The following is a 14,908-nucleotide window of genomic DNA, read 5'->3' on the forward strand; positions in this document are numbered from 1 at the left end:
AGGTCTTGCATGATTAATCTGAGGTTCTTTTGAGCTTTCCGTAGCGGTGGCCGGCAGAAATCCAGCCAAAACGGACGGTCAGTTCGACCCCTGTGAAGGATCGGTGGGTACATCCTTGGTCCCACCCTTACCGTGCGTCGCACCCGCACCACCTCTACCACCGGGCCCGAGCATCAGCGGGACGTCCGGCGGGACGTCGAAGGTGCTCGGCAGGCCCGGGGCGCGTTCGCGGCCCGCGTTGGCGATCAGCACGGCGAAGTACGGCAGCAGGACGGCCCCGGCCAGCGCACCGACCGCCAGCCAGCGCTGGACGTCCCAGAGGATCACCGCCAGCAGCACGCAGACCGTGCGCAGCAGCATCGAGGCGACGTAGCGGCGCTGCCGACCGCGGACGTCCTCGCTGAGGCTGCTGCGAGCCCCCGTGATCCGGTGGACCTCTCCACCGCCGGCACGCTTGCCCATGTGTCCTACCGCCCTCGTCCACGCTCCCGCGCGTCTCGCCGCGCGGCCACCTCACGGTACGCCCGGCCGGGACCGGCGGCGAGACCGGGGCGGACGGACACGCGCTACCGGGGCCGGGCGAGGTACTCCGGCGGCACCGCGGCGGTCAGCCAGACGCCGTTGGCGCTGATCCGGAACTCGTGGCCGGCCGCCGCCATCGCGGCGGCGTCGACCGAGAGCACCACCGGCCGGCCGTGCCGGGAGCCGACCCGCACGGCCGTGTCGGTGTCGGCCGAGAGGTGGACGTCCTGCCGGGCCATCGGCAGCAGGCCGTCCCGGAAGATCGCGTCCAGGCTCCGGGAGGCGGTGCCGTGGAACAGCACCGCCGGGGGCTCGGCGGCGGCCAGACCGAGGTCGACCGCCACCGTGTGCCCCTGGTTGGCACGGATCGAGAGACCGTCCTCGGAGTAGCCGAAGCGGCGCTTGTTGTTGGTCGCCACCACGTGGTCCAGCTCGGCCCTGGTCAGCCGGCCGCCCTTGGCCGCGAGGGCGGCCAGCAGGACGTCGACCCGTACCCAGCCGGCCTCGTCCAGGGTGATCCCGATCCGCTCGGGCTCGTGCCGCAGGACGCGGGACAGCATCTTGCTGGTCCTGACCGTGCGCTTCTCGTCCATCTCTCGATCCTTCCCCCGTGGCGGCCGGGCGTCAGGACGCCTGGCTGACCGAACTCATGTTGAAGTCCGCCACCCGGACGGGCGGCATCGCGGTGCGGGTGAACCAGTCGCTCCACTCGCGCGGCAGGCAGCGCTCGGTGCGGCCCGCCTCGGTGATCCGGTCGAGCAGGTCCACCGGCGACTCGTTGAAGCGGAAGTTGTTGACCGCGCCGACGACCTCGCCGTTCTCCACCAGGTAGACGCCGTCCCGGGTGAGGCCGGTGAGCAGCAGCGTCGCCGGGTCCACCTCGCGGATGTACCAGAGGCAGGTGAGCAGCAGGCCGCGCTCGGTGCGGGCGATCATCTCGTCCAGGGTCGGCGCGGCCGCCTGGTCGGCCGTCTCCAGGACGAGGTTGTCGATCGCCGGCCGCAGCGGCAGGCCGGTGAGGCCGGCCGAGTGCCGGCTGGTGACCAGCCCGGCCAGCTCGCCGTCGCGGATCCAGTCGGTGCCGGCCAGCGGCTCGCCGTTGTCGAAGACCGAGACGTCGCCGCCGGTGGAGTGCGCGAGGACGAACGGCGCGGCCTCCAGGCCCGGCTCGTGCGGGTCGGAGCGCAGCGTCAGCGGCAGCTTGGCCAGCCGGTCGCCGATCCGGGTGCCGCCGCCGGGCTTGGAGAACACCGTCCGGCCCTCGGCGGCGTCCCGGCCGCCGGCCGACCACGACAGGTAGACCATCAGGTCGGCGACGGCGGAGGGCGGCAGCAGCGTCTCGTACCGGCCGGCCGGCAGGTCGATCCGCCGTGCGCCCCAGCCGAGCCGCTTGGTCAGCTCGGCGTGCAGGGCGGTGACGTCGACGTCGGTGAAGTCCTGGGTGGCGGCGCCGGCCCAGGCCGAGCCGGAGAGGTCGGCCGTCTTGGCGTTCAGCTCGACCATGCCGGTCGGCTGGTCGTGGCGCAGCCGCAGGCCGGTGGAGGTGCCCAGGTAGCTGGTGACCAGCTCGTGCCGGGCGAAGCCGTAGAGCAGCTCGCCCTGGGCGGCGGCCCGGGCGAAGGCCTCGCCGAGGGCGGGGGCGAAGGCGGCGAAGACCTCGATCGAGGTCTCGGCCGGCGGCTCGGTGAAGTCGGGCGAGGCGGGACGCCCGGCCACCGGGGGCTGGGCGTCCTCGGCCGGGCCGGCCGCGCGGGCGGCGTCCTCGGCGGCCCGGACCAGGCTCTCCACCTCGTCCGGGGTGACGGCCTCGCGGGAGACCACCCCGGACGCGGTGCCCTCGGCCCCGGCGACGGTGGCGATCACGGTGAGCCGGCGGCCGCGGGTGACGCCGTTGGTGGTGAGCGCGTTGCCGGCCCAGCGGAGGTTGGCCGTCGACTCCTCGTCGGCGATCACCACGCAGCCGTCGGCGCGGGAGAGGCCGAGCGCCAGCTCGACGAGTTCGTGGGGCTGCGTCGCGGCCATCAGTGACCCGCCTCCTGCTGGGTGTTGAGCACGTTGACGTTGCGGAACAGTGCGGACGGGCAGCCGTGGCTGACCGCCGCGACCTGGCCGGGCTGGGCCTTGCCGCAGTTGAAGGCGCCGCCGAGGACGTAGGTCTCCGGGCCGCCGACGGCCGCCATCGAGCCCCAGAAGTCGGTGGTGGTGGCCTGGTAGGCGAAGTCCTTCACCTGCCCGGCGAGTTCGCCGTTCCTGATGGCGTACGCGCGCTGGCCGGTGAACTGGAAGTTGTAGCGCTGCATGTCGATCGACCAGGAGCGGTCGCCGACGATGTAGAGGCCGTTCTCCACGCCGGCGAACAGGCCCTCGGTGGACGGGCCGTCGGCGGCCGGCTGGAGCGAGACGTTGGCCATCCGCTGCACCGGGACGTGGGCCGGGGAGTCGGCGAAGGCGCAGCCGTTGGAGCGGTCGAAGCCCTTGAGCTTCGCCATCGCGCGGTCCAGCTGGTAGCCGACCAGGACGCCGTCCTTGACGAGGTCCCAGGACTGCGTGGCGACGCCCTCGTCGTCGTAGCCGATGGTGGAGAGGCCGTGCTCGGCGGTGCGGTCACCGGTGACGTGCATCAGCCCGGAGCCGTACTGCAACGTGCCCAGCCGGTCGAAGGTGGCGAAGGAGGTGCCGGCGTAGGCGGCCTCGTAGCCGAGCGCGCGGTCCAGCTCGGTGGCGTGACCGATCGACTCGTGGATGGTCAGCCAGAGGTTGGACGGGTCGACCACCAGGTCGTAGTGGCCGGCCTCGACGCTCGGCGCCTTCATCTTCTCGGCCAGCAGCACGGGCAGTTCGGCCAGCTCGGCCTCCCAGTCCCAGCCGGTGCCCCGCAGGTACTCCCAGCCGCGGCCGGCCGGCGGGGCCAGGGTGCGCATCGAGTCGAAGGCCCCGGTCCGCTCGTCCACCGAGGTGGCCTCCACCGTCGGGTGCAGCCGGATCCGCTGCTGGGTGGTCACCGTCCCGGCGGTGTCGGCGTAGAACTTGTTCTCCTGCACCGTCAGCAGGGTGGCCTGGACGTGCGAGACGCCCTCGGCGGCCAGCAGCCGCGAGCTCCAGCCGGCGAGCAGCGCCGTCTTCTCCGCGTCCGGCACCTCGAAGGGGTTCACCTCGTACGCCGAGATCCAGGTCGCGTCCGGGTACACCGGCTCGTCGGCCAGCTCGACCCGCTCCTTCGACCCGGCCGCCCGGCTGATCCCGCCCGAGAGCCGGGCCACCGCGACGGCCTGCTCGGCGACCTTCGCCGCCGCGGCCGTCGTCAGGTCCACCCCGGCGGCGAAGCCCCAGGCGCCGTCCAGCAGCACCCGGACGGCGAAGCCGAGCTGCACGCTGTCGGAGGTGCCGGCCGGGCGGGCGTCGCGCAGCCGCCAGGAGGCGCTGCGGACCCGCTCCAGCCGGAAGTCGGCGTGCGCGGCGCCGAGTTCGCGCGCCCGGGTGAGGGCGGCGTCGGCCAGCGCGCGCAGCGGGAGGGCGAGGAACTGCGGGTCGACGGCGCGCCCGCGCGGGGCGCCGGCGCTGCTGGTCGGGGGCATCGGAGGCAATCGGGCTCCCTGGTCGGAGGGATGGCGGTGCGGGCAGCCCCGGACAGGGCTACCCGCATCGCATCATTTCCCGTTCACAGGGTTTCGGCCAGCGCATTTACCTCGTGACACGCGCCGGCCGTCGCCGTCGGGCGGCCCGTCAGGCCACGCCCTCCCACCAGCCGTCCAGCTCCGGCGGGTTGTCGACGTCGACCCGCTCGCCGGGGCGCGGCACCACCAGCGGGACGGCCTGCTGCTTGGCCTCCGCGAGCAGCCGTTCGATCGGCTCGGCCCACGGGTGCAGGCCCAGGTTGAAGGTGCACCAGTGGACCGGGACGAGCAGGCCGGCGCCCAGCTCGCGGTGGGCGCGGACGGCGTCCTCGGGGGTCATGTGGATGTCCGCCCAGGCCGCGTCGTAGGCGCCGATCTGGACGAGGGCGGCGTCGAACGGGCCGTGCTGCGCGCCGATCTGCGCGTAGCCCTCGAAGTAGCCGGAGTCCCCGGTGTAGAAGACCTTGCGGGTGGGGCCGGCGATCACCCAGGAACCCCAGAGCGTGGTGTTGCGGGTCAGACCGCGGCCGGAGAAGTGGTGCGCCGAGGTGAGGGTGACGGTGAGCTCGCCCAGGTGGCAGGCCTCGTCCCAGTCCAGCTCGATGATCCGGTGCTCCGGGACGCCCCAGCGGCGCAGGTGGCCGCCGATGCCCAGCGGCACCGCGAACGGCGCCGACTGGCTGCGCACCAGGCGCTTGACCGTCGCCATGTCCAGGTGGTCGTAGTGGTCGTGCGAGATCAGCACCGCGTCGACCTGCGGCAGCTCCTCCAGCTCCACCGGGACGGGGTGCAGCCGCTTCGGGCCGACCTGCGCGGCGGGGGAGCAGCGGTCGCTCCAGATCGGGTCGAGCAGCACCCGGGTGCCCTCGATCTCGACCAGCGCCGAGGCGTGCCCGTACCAGGTGATCTCCACGCCCTCCGCGGCCGGGCCCGGGGCGCCGGCCGGGCGGACCGTCGGCACCGGGTGTGCGGGCACCCGGCCGGCCCGGTCGAACAGCATCCGGCGCACGGTGGCGCGGTCGATGTCGGGCGCGGCCCCGGCCCGGGCCAGGGCGGACGGCGCGTTGTGGAAGACGCCGTCGCGGTACTGCGGGGAGTTGCGCACCCGCTCCTCGCGCTCGCCGTCCGGCCGCCGCCCGAAGGCCGCGGGCAGGTCGCGCAGCGACCAGGCGGCCGCTCCGGCGCCGGCCACGAGGGCGGCCAGGGCCAGCAGGCGTCCGTTCCGGCGGGCGGTACCGGGCTGTGCCCCGCTCATGCGGCCACCTCGCTGTGCCCGGTGGTCGCGTCGCGGGAGACGCACCTTCCGACGGGTCGCTCGCTTCGCTCGCTCATCGCGCTCTGCCTTCACTCGGGGCCCGTCCGGGGAGTGGCACGGGCGGCCCCGGTTGTCCCGCACCACGGGGGCAACGGGTACGCCGCGGCAGGTGTTCCCGTGGCTGCCGGTACGGCCGCCGCGGGGTCCCGGCGGAGCCGGCGGGCACCCGGGTGGGGAGCCGGAGGTCACAGGGCCGGTGCGGTGGCCGTCGCGCGGCAAGGTTACGGCGGGTGCGCGCCGGGGGAAAGCCGTTGGCCGGGGATTGTCGGATTGCGACAGTTACGCCGCTGAGGCGCTGTGGGAGAACGATTCGCCGCCGCCCCGGAGCGACCGATAGCGTCACACTGCGTGCGCGTTCCGCCGCACGCACCTTTACGGAGAGAGGTGGATCGTTGAGCCGCTCGGTTCTCGTCACCGGAGGAAACCGGGGCATCGGCCTCGCGATCGCGCTGGCCTTCGCCGAGGCGGGCGACAAGGTCGCCATCACCAGCCGTTCGGGCGAGGTGCCCGAGGCGCTGGCGAAGTACGACGTCCTCGCCGTGCGCTGCGACATCACCGACAACGCCCAGGTCGACGCGGCGTTCACCGAGATCGAGGCCAAGCACGGCGGTGTGCAGGTGCTGGTCGCGAACGCGGGCATCACCAAGGACACCCTGATGCTGCGCATGACCGAGGACGACTTCACGTCGGTCGTGGACACCAACCTCACCGGCGCTTTCCGGGTGGTCAAGCGCGCCTCCAAGCTGATGATGCGGGCCCGCACGGGCCGGGTCGTGCTGATCTCCTCGGTCGTCGGCCTCTCCGGCTCGCCGGGCCAGGCGAACTACGCCGCGTCCAAGGCCGGCCTGGTCGGCTTCGCGCGCTCGCTGGCGCGCGAGCTGGGCCCGCGCAACATCACCGTCAACGTGGTCGCCCCCGGCTTCGTCGACACCGACATGACCGCTGTGCTCAGTGACGAGCGCCGCAAGGAGATCGTCTCGGGCGTGCCGCTGGGCCGTTACGCAGCGCCTGCCGAGATCGCCTCCACCGTGCGGTTCCTCAGTTCGGACGAGGCCGCGTACATCACCGGAGCCGTCATTCCTGTCGACGGCGGATTGGGCATGGGTCACTGAACATGAGTGGAATCCTCGAAGGCAAGCGGATCCTGATCACGGGCGTGCTGATGGAGTCCTCCATCGCCTTCCAGACCGCGAAGCTCGCCCAGGAGCAGGGTGCGGAGATCATCCTCACCGCCTTCCCGCGCCCGTCCCTCACCGAGCGGATCGCCAAGAAGCTGCCGAAGCCGGTCAAGGTGCTGGAGCTCGACGTCTCCAGCGAGGAGCAGCTGGCCGGCATCGCCGACCAGGTCCGCGAGCACCTGCCGACCCTGGACGGCATCGTCCACTCGATCGGCTTCGCCCCGCAGGACGCCCTGGGCGGCAACTTCCTGAACACGCCGTGGGAGTCCGTGGCCACGGCCATGCAGGTCTCGGCGTTCTCGCTGAAGTCGCTCACCACGGCGCTGCTGCCGCTGATGCAGGACGGCGGGGCCGTGGTCGGCCTGACCTTCGACGCCCAGTTCGCCTGGCCGAAGTACGACTGGATGGGCCCGGCCAAGGCCGCGCTGGAGGCCACCTCCCGCTACCTGGCCCGTGACCTCGGCTCGCGCAACATCCGGGTCAACCTGGTCTCGGCGGGCCCGATCGGCTCGATGGCTGCCAAGTCCATCCCGGGCTTCGCCGACCTCGCCGCCACCTGGGACGCCCGCTCCCCGCTGAAGTGGGACCTGAACGACGCGGAGCCGGCCGGCCGCGGTGTCGTCGCCCTGCTCTCGGACTGGTTCCCGAAGACCACCGGCGAGATCGTCCACGTGGACGGCGGCCTGCACGCCATCGGCGCCTGACGCCCGGCACCCGCGCCGCTGCCCGGCACCCCCTCCGCGGGGGTGCCGGGCAGCGGCGTTCGTGCTTCCCGGAGCGTCGCCGGGGTCAGCCGTCGGACGGGCTGCAGGCGCCGATGGCGCGGCCGGCCTCGACGGAGGCGCGCTGCGGGTCGCCGGCCCGGATCGCCTGCACGATCGTGTCGTGCCCGAGGTAGCGGTCCGCGATCAGCTCGGGGCCGACGTCGTGGCGCAGGTGCGCACGGGTGACCTCGCCGAGGTCGGCGTAGACCGCGGCGAGGACGTCGTTGTGGGCGGCGGCGACGACGGCCTGGTGGAAGGCGGCGTCGGCCTGGATGAAGTCCTCGGTGTTGCCGGACTCCCAGGCGTCCTCGCGGCGGGCGAGCGTGGCGTCCAGCAGAGCGAGGTCGCGGTCGGTGCGGCGGCCGGCGGCGAGGCCGGCGGCGGAGGTCTCCAGGGCGACGCGGAGCTCGGCGACCTGGGCGAGGTCGGCGTCGGCGAAGCGCCGGTGCATGACCCCGGCCAGTTCGCTGGTCGCGAGGACGTAGGTGCCCGAGCCCTGGCGGATGTCCAGCAGGCCGTTGTGGGCGAGGGCGCGGACGGCCTCGCGGACGGTGTTGCGGGCGACGCCGAGCTGTTCGACCAGGGCGGCCTCGGTCGGGATGCGCGAGCCGACCGGCCATTCGCCCGAGGTGATCTGGGCGCGCAGCTGCGCGATCACCTGGTCGGACAGCGGGGTGCGCTTCGGCGAGGACAGCGCCACGGGTACTCCTTGCGGCTTCGGGTCGCGGGTGGGGGCGGCGGCCGGGTGGGTGGGTCGGCCATGGCGGGTCCACGGCGTACGACGAGCGGGTCGGGCCATCATGCCAACTCGGAGGATGCGCTAATTCATCCCATCATTCTATGATGGCTCACATGCCTCCCGCAGCAGACACCACCACCTCCCCGCGCAGCGGGGCCGGACCGCAGACCGAGCGGTCCACCGCCACCGTCGCCACCGTCGCCACCGTCGCCACCTCCGCCGCCTCCGCGGTCTCCTCCGCCACCTCCGCCGCCTCCGACCGGCGGGGTAAGTACCTCGGCTGGCTGTTCGCCGTCGCGATCGCCGCCGCCGCCTTCAACCTCCGGCCCGTGGTCACCAGCCTCGGGCCGCTGCTCAAGGAGGTCAGCGCCGACCTCGGGATGAGCCCGACGGTGGTCGGCCTGCTCGCCGCCGTCCCCTCGCTCTGCTTCGCCGTCTTCGGCTTCACCGCACCCGGCATGGCCCGCCGGCTCGGCCCGGTCGCGGTGGTCACCGCGGGCATGGGCGCGATCACGGCCGGCGTGCTGGCCCGCTCGTTCGCCGGCGGCACGGCCGTCTTCCTGCTGCTCACCGCGCTCGCGCTGGCCGGGGTGGCGGTCTCCAACGTGCTGATCCCGGTGGTGATCAAGCGCTACTTCCCGGAGCGGGTCGGCCCGATGATCGGGCTGTACTCGATGGCCCTGTCGGCCGGCACCGCGCTGGCCGCCGCCGTCACCGTCCCGATGACCACCGCGCTCGGCGGCGACTGGCGGGTCGGGCTCGGCGTCTGGGCCGCGGTCGGCGCCGTCGCCCTGGTGCTCTGGCTGGTCGTCGCGGCGGTCAAGCGCGAGCGCGGGGACCGCGCCTCCGGGACGCCCACCGAGCGGCTGCCGATCACCCGAAGCCGCACCGCCTGGGCGATGGCCTGCTTCTTCGGCCTCCAGGCCACCGGCGCGTACGCGGTGATGGGCTTCCTGCCGATGATCTTCCAGGACGCCGGGGTCTCCAAGGGCACCTCCGGGGTGCTGCTGGCGCTCACCATGGTGATCGGCGTGCCGGTCTCCTTCGTGCTGCCCAACCTCGCCGCCCGCCGCGGCGACCAGCGGCTGTTCGTCGTCGTGCTGGCCTCCTGCGGCATCGCCGGGTACGCCGGTCTGCTGCTGGCCCCGGCCGGCGGGGCCTGGCTCTGGGCCGTCCTGGTCGGCCTGTCGAACTGCGCCTTCCCGCTGGTGCTCACCATGATCGGCCTGCGCGCCCGGACCGCCGGCGGCGTGGCCCAGCTGTCCGCCTTCGCGCAGGGCGTCGGCTACCTGATCTCCATCCCCGGCCCGATCCTGATCGGCCGGCTGTACGACGCCACCGGCGCCTGGTACCTGCCGCTGGGCTTCCTCGGGCTGCTGCTGGTGCCGCAGATGCTGTTCGGCCTGCGGGCGGCGCTGCCCCGGCACATCGAGGACGAGGCGGCGCGCCCCGCTGTGCCCGCCAAGGCCTGACGCGGCCCCGGGGCGGCCCGGCCGCCCCGGTCGGCCCGGGGCCCGGCGGGCCCGCCGGGGTGCGGCGACGGCCGCGCGGACCCGCCGGGCCGAGGGGCGGTGCCCGGCGGGCCCGTTCGGGGTGGGAGAATCCGGTCATGCCCGTACTCGACCCGAACCCCACCGACGGCCACAAGAAGCTCGGCCAGCTCGCCGCGGCGATCGTCGGCATCGTCGTCCTGCTGGCCGTCGTCGCCACCATCGCGCAGAAGCTGGGCTGACCGGCCGCCCCGCCACCACGCCGCCCCGCCCCGCTACCACGCCGCCCCGCCCGCGCCGGGCAGGGGCGGCCTCCCGCCGTCCACCGGGCGAAGGCCCGGCGAACTGCGGGTGACGACACCCTCCACCCCTGCGGGTGGCGGCAGCGGGGAGCATCGCGCCGCCCGGCGGCTTTTCTGCCAAGCTTGCTGGGTATGAGCGCCGACACGCCCCGCAGGATCATCGTTCTCCGTCATGCCAAGGCCGACTGGCCCAACGGCGTCGACGACCACGAGCGGCCGCTGGCCGACCGGGGCCGCCACCAGGCCCCGGACGCCGGCCGCTGGCTGGTCGACTCCGGCATCAATCCCGACTACGTGCTCTGCTCCCCGGCGCTGCGCACCCGCGAGACGTGGAAGCTCGCCGCGCACGAGCTGCCCAAGCGCAGCCGGAAGACCGTGTACGAGGAGCGCATCTACGAGGCCAGCCCCGGCGAGATCATCAGCGTCCTCCACGAGACCCCGGAGGAGTACTCCGACGTGGTGCTGATCGGCCACAACCCCGGGGTGCTCGGGCTGACCCAGGTACTGGCCGGCGACGAGGGCGACCGCGACGCGCTGGAGCGGCTGCGGCTCGGCGGCTTCCCGACCGCCGCGATCGCGGTGCTCAGCTTCGGCGGGTCCTGGAAGGGCGTCGAGCCGGGCGTGGCCGAACTGGTCTCGTACTACACGCCGCAGGACTGAGCCGGAACGGCGAGCGGGGCGCGCGGACCACTTCGCACGCCCCGCTCGCCCGTTGGTACCGGAGTCACTCGGGGGGCGTCCCGTGCAGCACGTCGGCCGCCTCCACCTCTTCGCGGGTGATCCCCAGCAGGTAGAGCACGGTGTCGAGGAAGGGCACGTTCACCGCGGTGTCGGCGGCCTCCCGGACCACCGGCTTGGCGTTGAAGGCCACGCCCAGCCCGGCCGCGTTCAGCATGTCCAGGTCGTTGGCGCCGTCACCGATCGCCACCGTCTGCTCCAGCGGCACCTTGGCCTGCTCGGCGAACCGGGCCAGCCAGCGGGCCTTGCCGGCCCGGTCCACGATCTCGCCGACCACCCGGCCGGTGAACTTCCCGTCCACCACCTCCAGGGTGTTGGCCGCCGCGAAGTCCAGCCCCAGCTGCTCCACCAGGTGGTCGGTGACCTGGGTGAACCCGCCCGAGACCACCGCGACCTGGAAGCCCAGCCGCTGCAGCGTCCGGATCAGGGTGCGCGCACCCGGCGTGAACCGGACCTCCGCCCGCACCTTCTCGGTCACCGCGGCGTCCAGGCCGGCCAGCAGGGCCACCCGGGCGTGCAGCGACTCGGCGAAGTCCAGCTCGCCGCGCATCGCCGCGGCCGTCACCGCGGCGACCTCCTCCTCGCAGCCCGCGTGGGCGGCGAACAGCTCGATCACCTCGTCCTGGATCAGGGTCGAGTCGACGTCCATGACGACCAGCCGCTTGGCCCGGCGCTCCAGCCCGGCCGCCACCACGGCGACGTCCACCCGCTGGGTGGCCGCCTCCTGGGCCAGCGCGGCCCGCAGTTCGTCGGTGGCGACACCCGAGACGGCCAGCTCGACCGCCGTCACCGGGTACTTGGCCAGCCGGAAGACACGGTCGATGTTGCCGCCGGAGCCGGTGATCCGGGAGGTGAGCGCGGAGACCGCGGAGGCGGTCAGCGGGTGGCCCAGCACGGTGACGTGCGAACGGCCCTCGCGGCGCGGCCGGTTGTCGCCGATGCCGGAGATGATCTCGGCCTGGAGCTTCTGCTCCTCGGCCCAGCGGTGCACGGTCGAGCGCAGCTCGCCCTCGGCGCCGGGGGCGCCGCCGGCCGGCGGGGTGACCAGGGCACAGAGCGTTATCCGGCCACGGGTCACGACCTGCTCGATGTCGATCACGTCGACGCCGAACCCGGCCAGGGTGGCGAAGAGTCCGGCGGTGATGCCGGGGCGGTCCTTGCCGAACACCTTGACGAGCAGGGTGCGCTCGTCCTCGGTCCGGGGCTGCGGGGCGGGGAACGGCTCGGCGGCCAAGGGCGATGCGTTCATGGTGAACCCCACGCTACCCGCCGTCCGGCGCCGCCACGGCACTCGTCCGCGTCGTGGACGCGACCTCGGGAGGTCGGTGGGCGGTGTGCGCACGGCCCGGGTGACCGGGCGGTTGCGAACGGGTGACATCCGGAGGCGGTGGCGGGGACGTCCGCGAATCGTTTCCGCCTGGTCACAGTCACCTGGGGTGACTTTCACCAACGGGCGACGGGCTGGAATGATTCCCCCGTCAGATTCAGGATCATCGCACCCCCGTCGGGGGCCACAATCGGGGGACCGAGAGAGCGGGGCAGGCGAGCAGTGCCGCAACTCGTCATTGATATCAACGGACAGCAGCGGACTCTGGAGCCGGGGCGGTCCTACAGCATCGGGCGCAACCCGCAGTCGGACTTCCCGTTCGACGACGCCAGGGTCTCCTGGCAGCACGCCACCATTTCCTTCAACGGGGCGGGTTGGCAGCTGGACGACCACGGGAGCACCAACGGCACCTACACCGGCGGTGCCCGCACCATGCAGGCCCAGCTCTTCCCGGGTGCGGTGGTCAACCTCGGCAACGCCGAGAACGGTCCGCGGCTGAACTTCTCCGCGCCCGCCCAGGCCGCCGCACCGGCTCCGGCCTGGCACGAGGCCGCCACCAACCGCAACCACGTCCCGTCGCCCCCGCAGCAGCCCGTCCAGCAGCAGGCGCCCGCCCAGCCGTGGGCCCAGCAGCAGCCGTTCCAGCCCCCCGTCCAGCAGCAGTGGGCCGGCCAGCAGCCGCCCCAGCAGCAGTGGGGCGGCGGGCAGCAGCCCTTCCCCCAGCAGCAGGGCTTCCCCGAGCAGGACGTGCACGGCGGCTTCCCGCAGCAGCACGCCCCCCAGCACGCGCCCCAGCACGCTCCGCAGCAGGCGTCGCAGCACGAGCCCGGCGGCCCGCAGCCGACGATGATCCGCAGTCTGACGGCCGGGATGAACACCGTCCGGATCGGCCGCGCGCTCGACAACGACATCGTGGTCTCCGACCTCCAGGTCTCCCGCCACCACGCCGAGCTGCGCCAGCTGCCCGACGGCCGGTACGAGATCGTCGACCTCGGCAGCCACAACGGCATCTTCCTCAACGGCGCGCCCGTGCAGCGCCAGCTGATGGGGCCGCAGGACCGCCTGACCGTCGGCCACTCCAGCTTCGTCCTGGTCGGCGACCAGCTGCAGGAGTTCGTCGACACCGGCGCCGTCTCCTTCTCCGCCCGCCACCTGACCGTCGAGGTCGACTTCAAGGGCGGCAAGAAGGTCCTGCTCAACGACGTCAGCTTCGGCGTGCCGGAGAAGTCCCTGGTCGCGGTCATCGGCCCGTCCGGCTCCGGCAAGTCGACCCTGCTGCGCGCCCTCACCGGCTACCGCCCGGCCGACCGCGGCGACGTCCTCTACGACGGCCGCAACCTCTACAAGCAGTTCGCCGAACTGCGCTCGCGGATCGGCCTGGTGCCGCAGTCGGAGATCCTGCACAAGGAGCTGACCGTCCGCACCGGCCTCAAGTACGCGGCCCGGCTGCGCTTCCCCGGCGACACCGAGGCCGCCGAGCGCGAGGCGCGGATCGACGAGGTGCTCTACGAGCTGCGCCTCGACAAGCGCGCCGACAACCGGATCACCGCCCTCTCCGGCGGCCAGCAGAAGCGCGTCTCGGTGGCCCTGGAGCTGCTCACCAAGCCCTCGCTGATCTTCCTGGACGAGCCCACCTCGGGCCTCGACCCGGGCATGGACCGCGAGGTCATGCAGATGCTGCGCGGCCTCGCCGACGACGGCCGCACCATCCTGGTCGTCACCCACTCGGTGGCCGAGCTCGCGCTCTGCGACCGGCTGCTGGTGATGGCGCCGGGCGGTTCGGTGGCGTACTTCGGCCCGCCGGACGAGGCCCTGCACTTCTTCGGGTACGAGACCTGGGCCGACGTCTTCCAGGCCTTCGAGAACTACCCGGAGCACGACTGGGCCGGCCGCTACCGCGGCTCGGTGCACTACCAGCAGTACTCCGCCGACGTGGACGCGGGCGCCGTGCAGTCCGCCCAGATCGTCCAGGAGGCCGTCCGCCCGCCGAAGCCGCAGAGCTGGGGCTCGCAGCTGTGGACGCTGATCCGCCGCTACATGTCGGTGCTCGCCTCCGACCGCGGCTTCCTGGCCCTGTCGGTGCTGCTGCCCGCGGTCATCGGCGCGGTCAGCGTGCTGATCCCCAATGATCCGGGGCTCGCGCCGAACCCGAAGACGCAGCTCCACCTCAACAGCGGCGCCGCGACGATCATGCTGATCCTGGCGATCGGCGCCTGCTTCTCCGGGGCGGCCAACTCGGTCCGAGAGTTGATCAAGGAACGGGCGATCTACGAACGGGAACGGGCCACCGGCCTGTCCCGCTCGGCGTACATGATGTCCAAGATCATCGTGCTGGGCTTCTTCAGCGTGATCCAGGGCGCCATCATCTCCGCCGTCGGCTTCCTGCCGCGCAAGCTGCCCGAGCACGGCCTGCTGGTCGAGAACCTGCCGCTCATCGAGATGACCATCGGCATGATCCTGCTGAGCTTCGCCGCGATGATGTTCGGCCTGATGATCTCCGCACTGGTGAAGACCGCCGAGAAGACCATGCCGCTGCTGGTCATGTTCGCGATCGTCCAGGTCGTCTTCACCGGCTGCCTCTTCCAGATCTTCGGCAAGCCCGGCCTGGAGCAGGCCGCCTGGCTGATGCCGGCCCGCTGGGGCACCGGCATCGTCGCCACCACGCTCGACCTGTCGCACCTCATGGGGCCCTGGAACAAGGACTTCCAGCACCCGGACTACGACCCGCTGTGGGACAGCACCGTCCTCCAGTGGGCCATCGACGCGGGCGCGCTGATCGCGATGTCCGCCGTCATCGGCATCATCGTCACGCGCCTCCAGCGCCGTCACGAGCCCGAGGTCATGCAGAAGGGCTGAGCCCCGCACCGCTCACCCAGGGGCGGCCCATCCCGGCGACGGGGAGGGCCGCCCCCGGCGTTT

General features: G+C 73.0%; 13 protein-coding genes. 6 read left to right on the top strand and 7 right to left on the bottom strand.

The window, feature by feature from the left end; all coding sequences use genetic code 11:
• Positions 1 to 78: 78 nt before the first annotated feature.
• From OH807_RS29770 to OH807_RS29790, 5 genes are all read right to left on the bottom strand, one after another.
• On the bottom strand, positions 79 to 462 hold the full coding sequence (locus OH807_RS29770) for a DUF3099 domain-containing protein (RefSeq protein ID WP_406204917.1): 384 nt from the start codon (positions 460 to 462) through the stop codon (positions 79 to 81).
• Between the two features lie 104 nt (positions 463 to 566).
• Positions 567 to 1,115, bottom strand: coding sequence for an RNA 2'-phosphotransferase (locus tag OH807_RS29775; protein WP_406204920.1), 549 nt, complete (start codon positions 1,113 to 1,115; stop codon positions 567 to 569).
• A 31-nt stretch (positions 1,116 to 1,146) separates the two neighbouring features.
• A complete protein-coding gene (locus OH807_RS29780) occupies positions 1,147 to 2,544 on the bottom strand; it encodes a metallopeptidase TldD-related protein (protein ID WP_406204923.1) in 1,398 nt (465 codons plus the stop codon).
• Positions 2,544 to 4,097 carry a TldD/PmbA family protein gene (locus tag OH807_RS29785; protein WP_406204925.1) on the bottom strand — a complete coding sequence of 518 codons (1,554 nt, stop codon included), beginning with the start codon at positions 4,095 to 4,097 and terminating at the stop codon, positions 2,544 to 2,546. Before OH807_RS29785 ends, OH807_RS29780 begins: the two co-directional genes overlap by 1 nt.
• 148 nt (positions 4,098 to 4,245) lie before the next feature.
• Positions 4,246 to 5,391, bottom strand: a complete 1,146-nt coding sequence (locus tag OH807_RS29790; protein WP_406204928.1) for an MBL fold metallo-hydrolase — start codon at positions 5,389 to 5,391, stop codon at positions 4,246 to 4,248.
• Between the two features lie 452 nt (positions 5,392 to 5,843).
• Between OH807_RS29790 and fabG the strand changes: the two genes are divergently transcribed.
• Both fabG and fabI read left to right on the top strand, forming a co-directional pair.
• Positions 5,844 to 6,563 carry a 3-oxoacyl-[acyl-carrier-protein] reductase gene (gene fabG / locus OH807_RS29795; protein ID WP_406204931.1) on the top strand — a complete coding sequence of 240 codons (720 nt, stop codon included), beginning with the start codon at positions 5,844 to 5,846 and terminating at the stop codon, positions 6,561 to 6,563.
• A gap of 2 nt (positions 6,564 to 6,565) precedes the next feature.
• On the top strand, positions 6,566 to 7,333 hold the full coding sequence (gene fabI / locus OH807_RS29800) for an enoyl-ACP reductase FabI (RefSeq protein ID WP_406204934.1): 768 nt from the start codon (positions 6,566 to 6,568) through the stop codon (positions 7,331 to 7,333).
• Positions 7,334 to 7,418: 85 nt separating this feature from the next.
• Here fabI and OH807_RS29805 read toward each other — a convergent pair whose 3' ends face one another.
• On the bottom strand, positions 7,419 to 8,093 hold the full coding sequence (locus tag OH807_RS29805; RefSeq protein ID WP_406204937.1) for a FadR/GntR family transcriptional regulator: 675 nt from the start codon (positions 8,091 to 8,093) through the stop codon (positions 7,419 to 7,421).
• 152 nt (positions 8,094 to 8,245) lie between these two features.
• Here OH807_RS29805 and OH807_RS29810 point away from each other — a divergent pair, with 152 nt between their 5' ends.
• The 3 genes from OH807_RS29810 (at position 8,246) to OH807_RS29820 (ending at position 10,584) form a co-directional block, all read left to right on the top strand.
• A complete protein-coding gene (locus tag OH807_RS29810; RefSeq protein ID WP_406204940.1) occupies positions 8,246 to 9,604 on the top strand; it encodes a CynX/NimT family MFS transporter in 1,359 nt (452 codons plus the stop codon).
• Between the two features lie 137 nt (positions 9,605 to 9,741).
• Positions 9,742 to 9,864, top strand: a complete 123-nt coding sequence (locus OH807_RS29815; RefSeq protein WP_406204943.1) for an SGM_5486 family transporter-associated protein — start codon at positions 9,742 to 9,744, stop codon at positions 9,862 to 9,864.
• 192 nt (positions 9,865 to 10,056) lie between these two features.
• Entirely contained in the window at positions 10,057 to 10,584 is a 528-nt protein-coding gene (locus OH807_RS29820; RefSeq protein WP_406204946.1) for a SixA phosphatase family protein, read from the top strand.
• A gap of 64 nt (positions 10,585 to 10,648) precedes the next feature.
• Here OH807_RS29820 and serB read toward each other — a convergent pair whose 3' ends face one another.
• A complete protein-coding gene (gene serB, locus OH807_RS29825; RefSeq protein ID WP_406204948.1) occupies positions 10,649 to 11,911 on the bottom strand; it encodes a phosphoserine phosphatase SerB in 1,263 nt (420 codons plus the stop codon).
• A gap of 300 nt (positions 11,912 to 12,211) precedes the next feature.
• Between serB and OH807_RS29830 the strand changes: the two genes are divergently transcribed.
• Positions 12,212 to 14,845: an FHA domain-containing protein gene (locus tag OH807_RS29830; protein WP_406204951.1), complete on the top strand. Its 2,634-nt coding sequence runs from the start codon at positions 12,212 to 12,214 to the stop codon at positions 14,843 to 14,845.
• Positions 14,846 to 14,908: the final 63 nt, after the last annotated feature.

Origin of the sequence: Kitasatospora sp. NBC_01560 (assembly GCF_045208415.1) — a bacterium.
Classification (GTDB): Bacteria; Actinomycetota; Actinomycetes; order Streptomycetales; family Streptomycetaceae; genus Kitasatospora.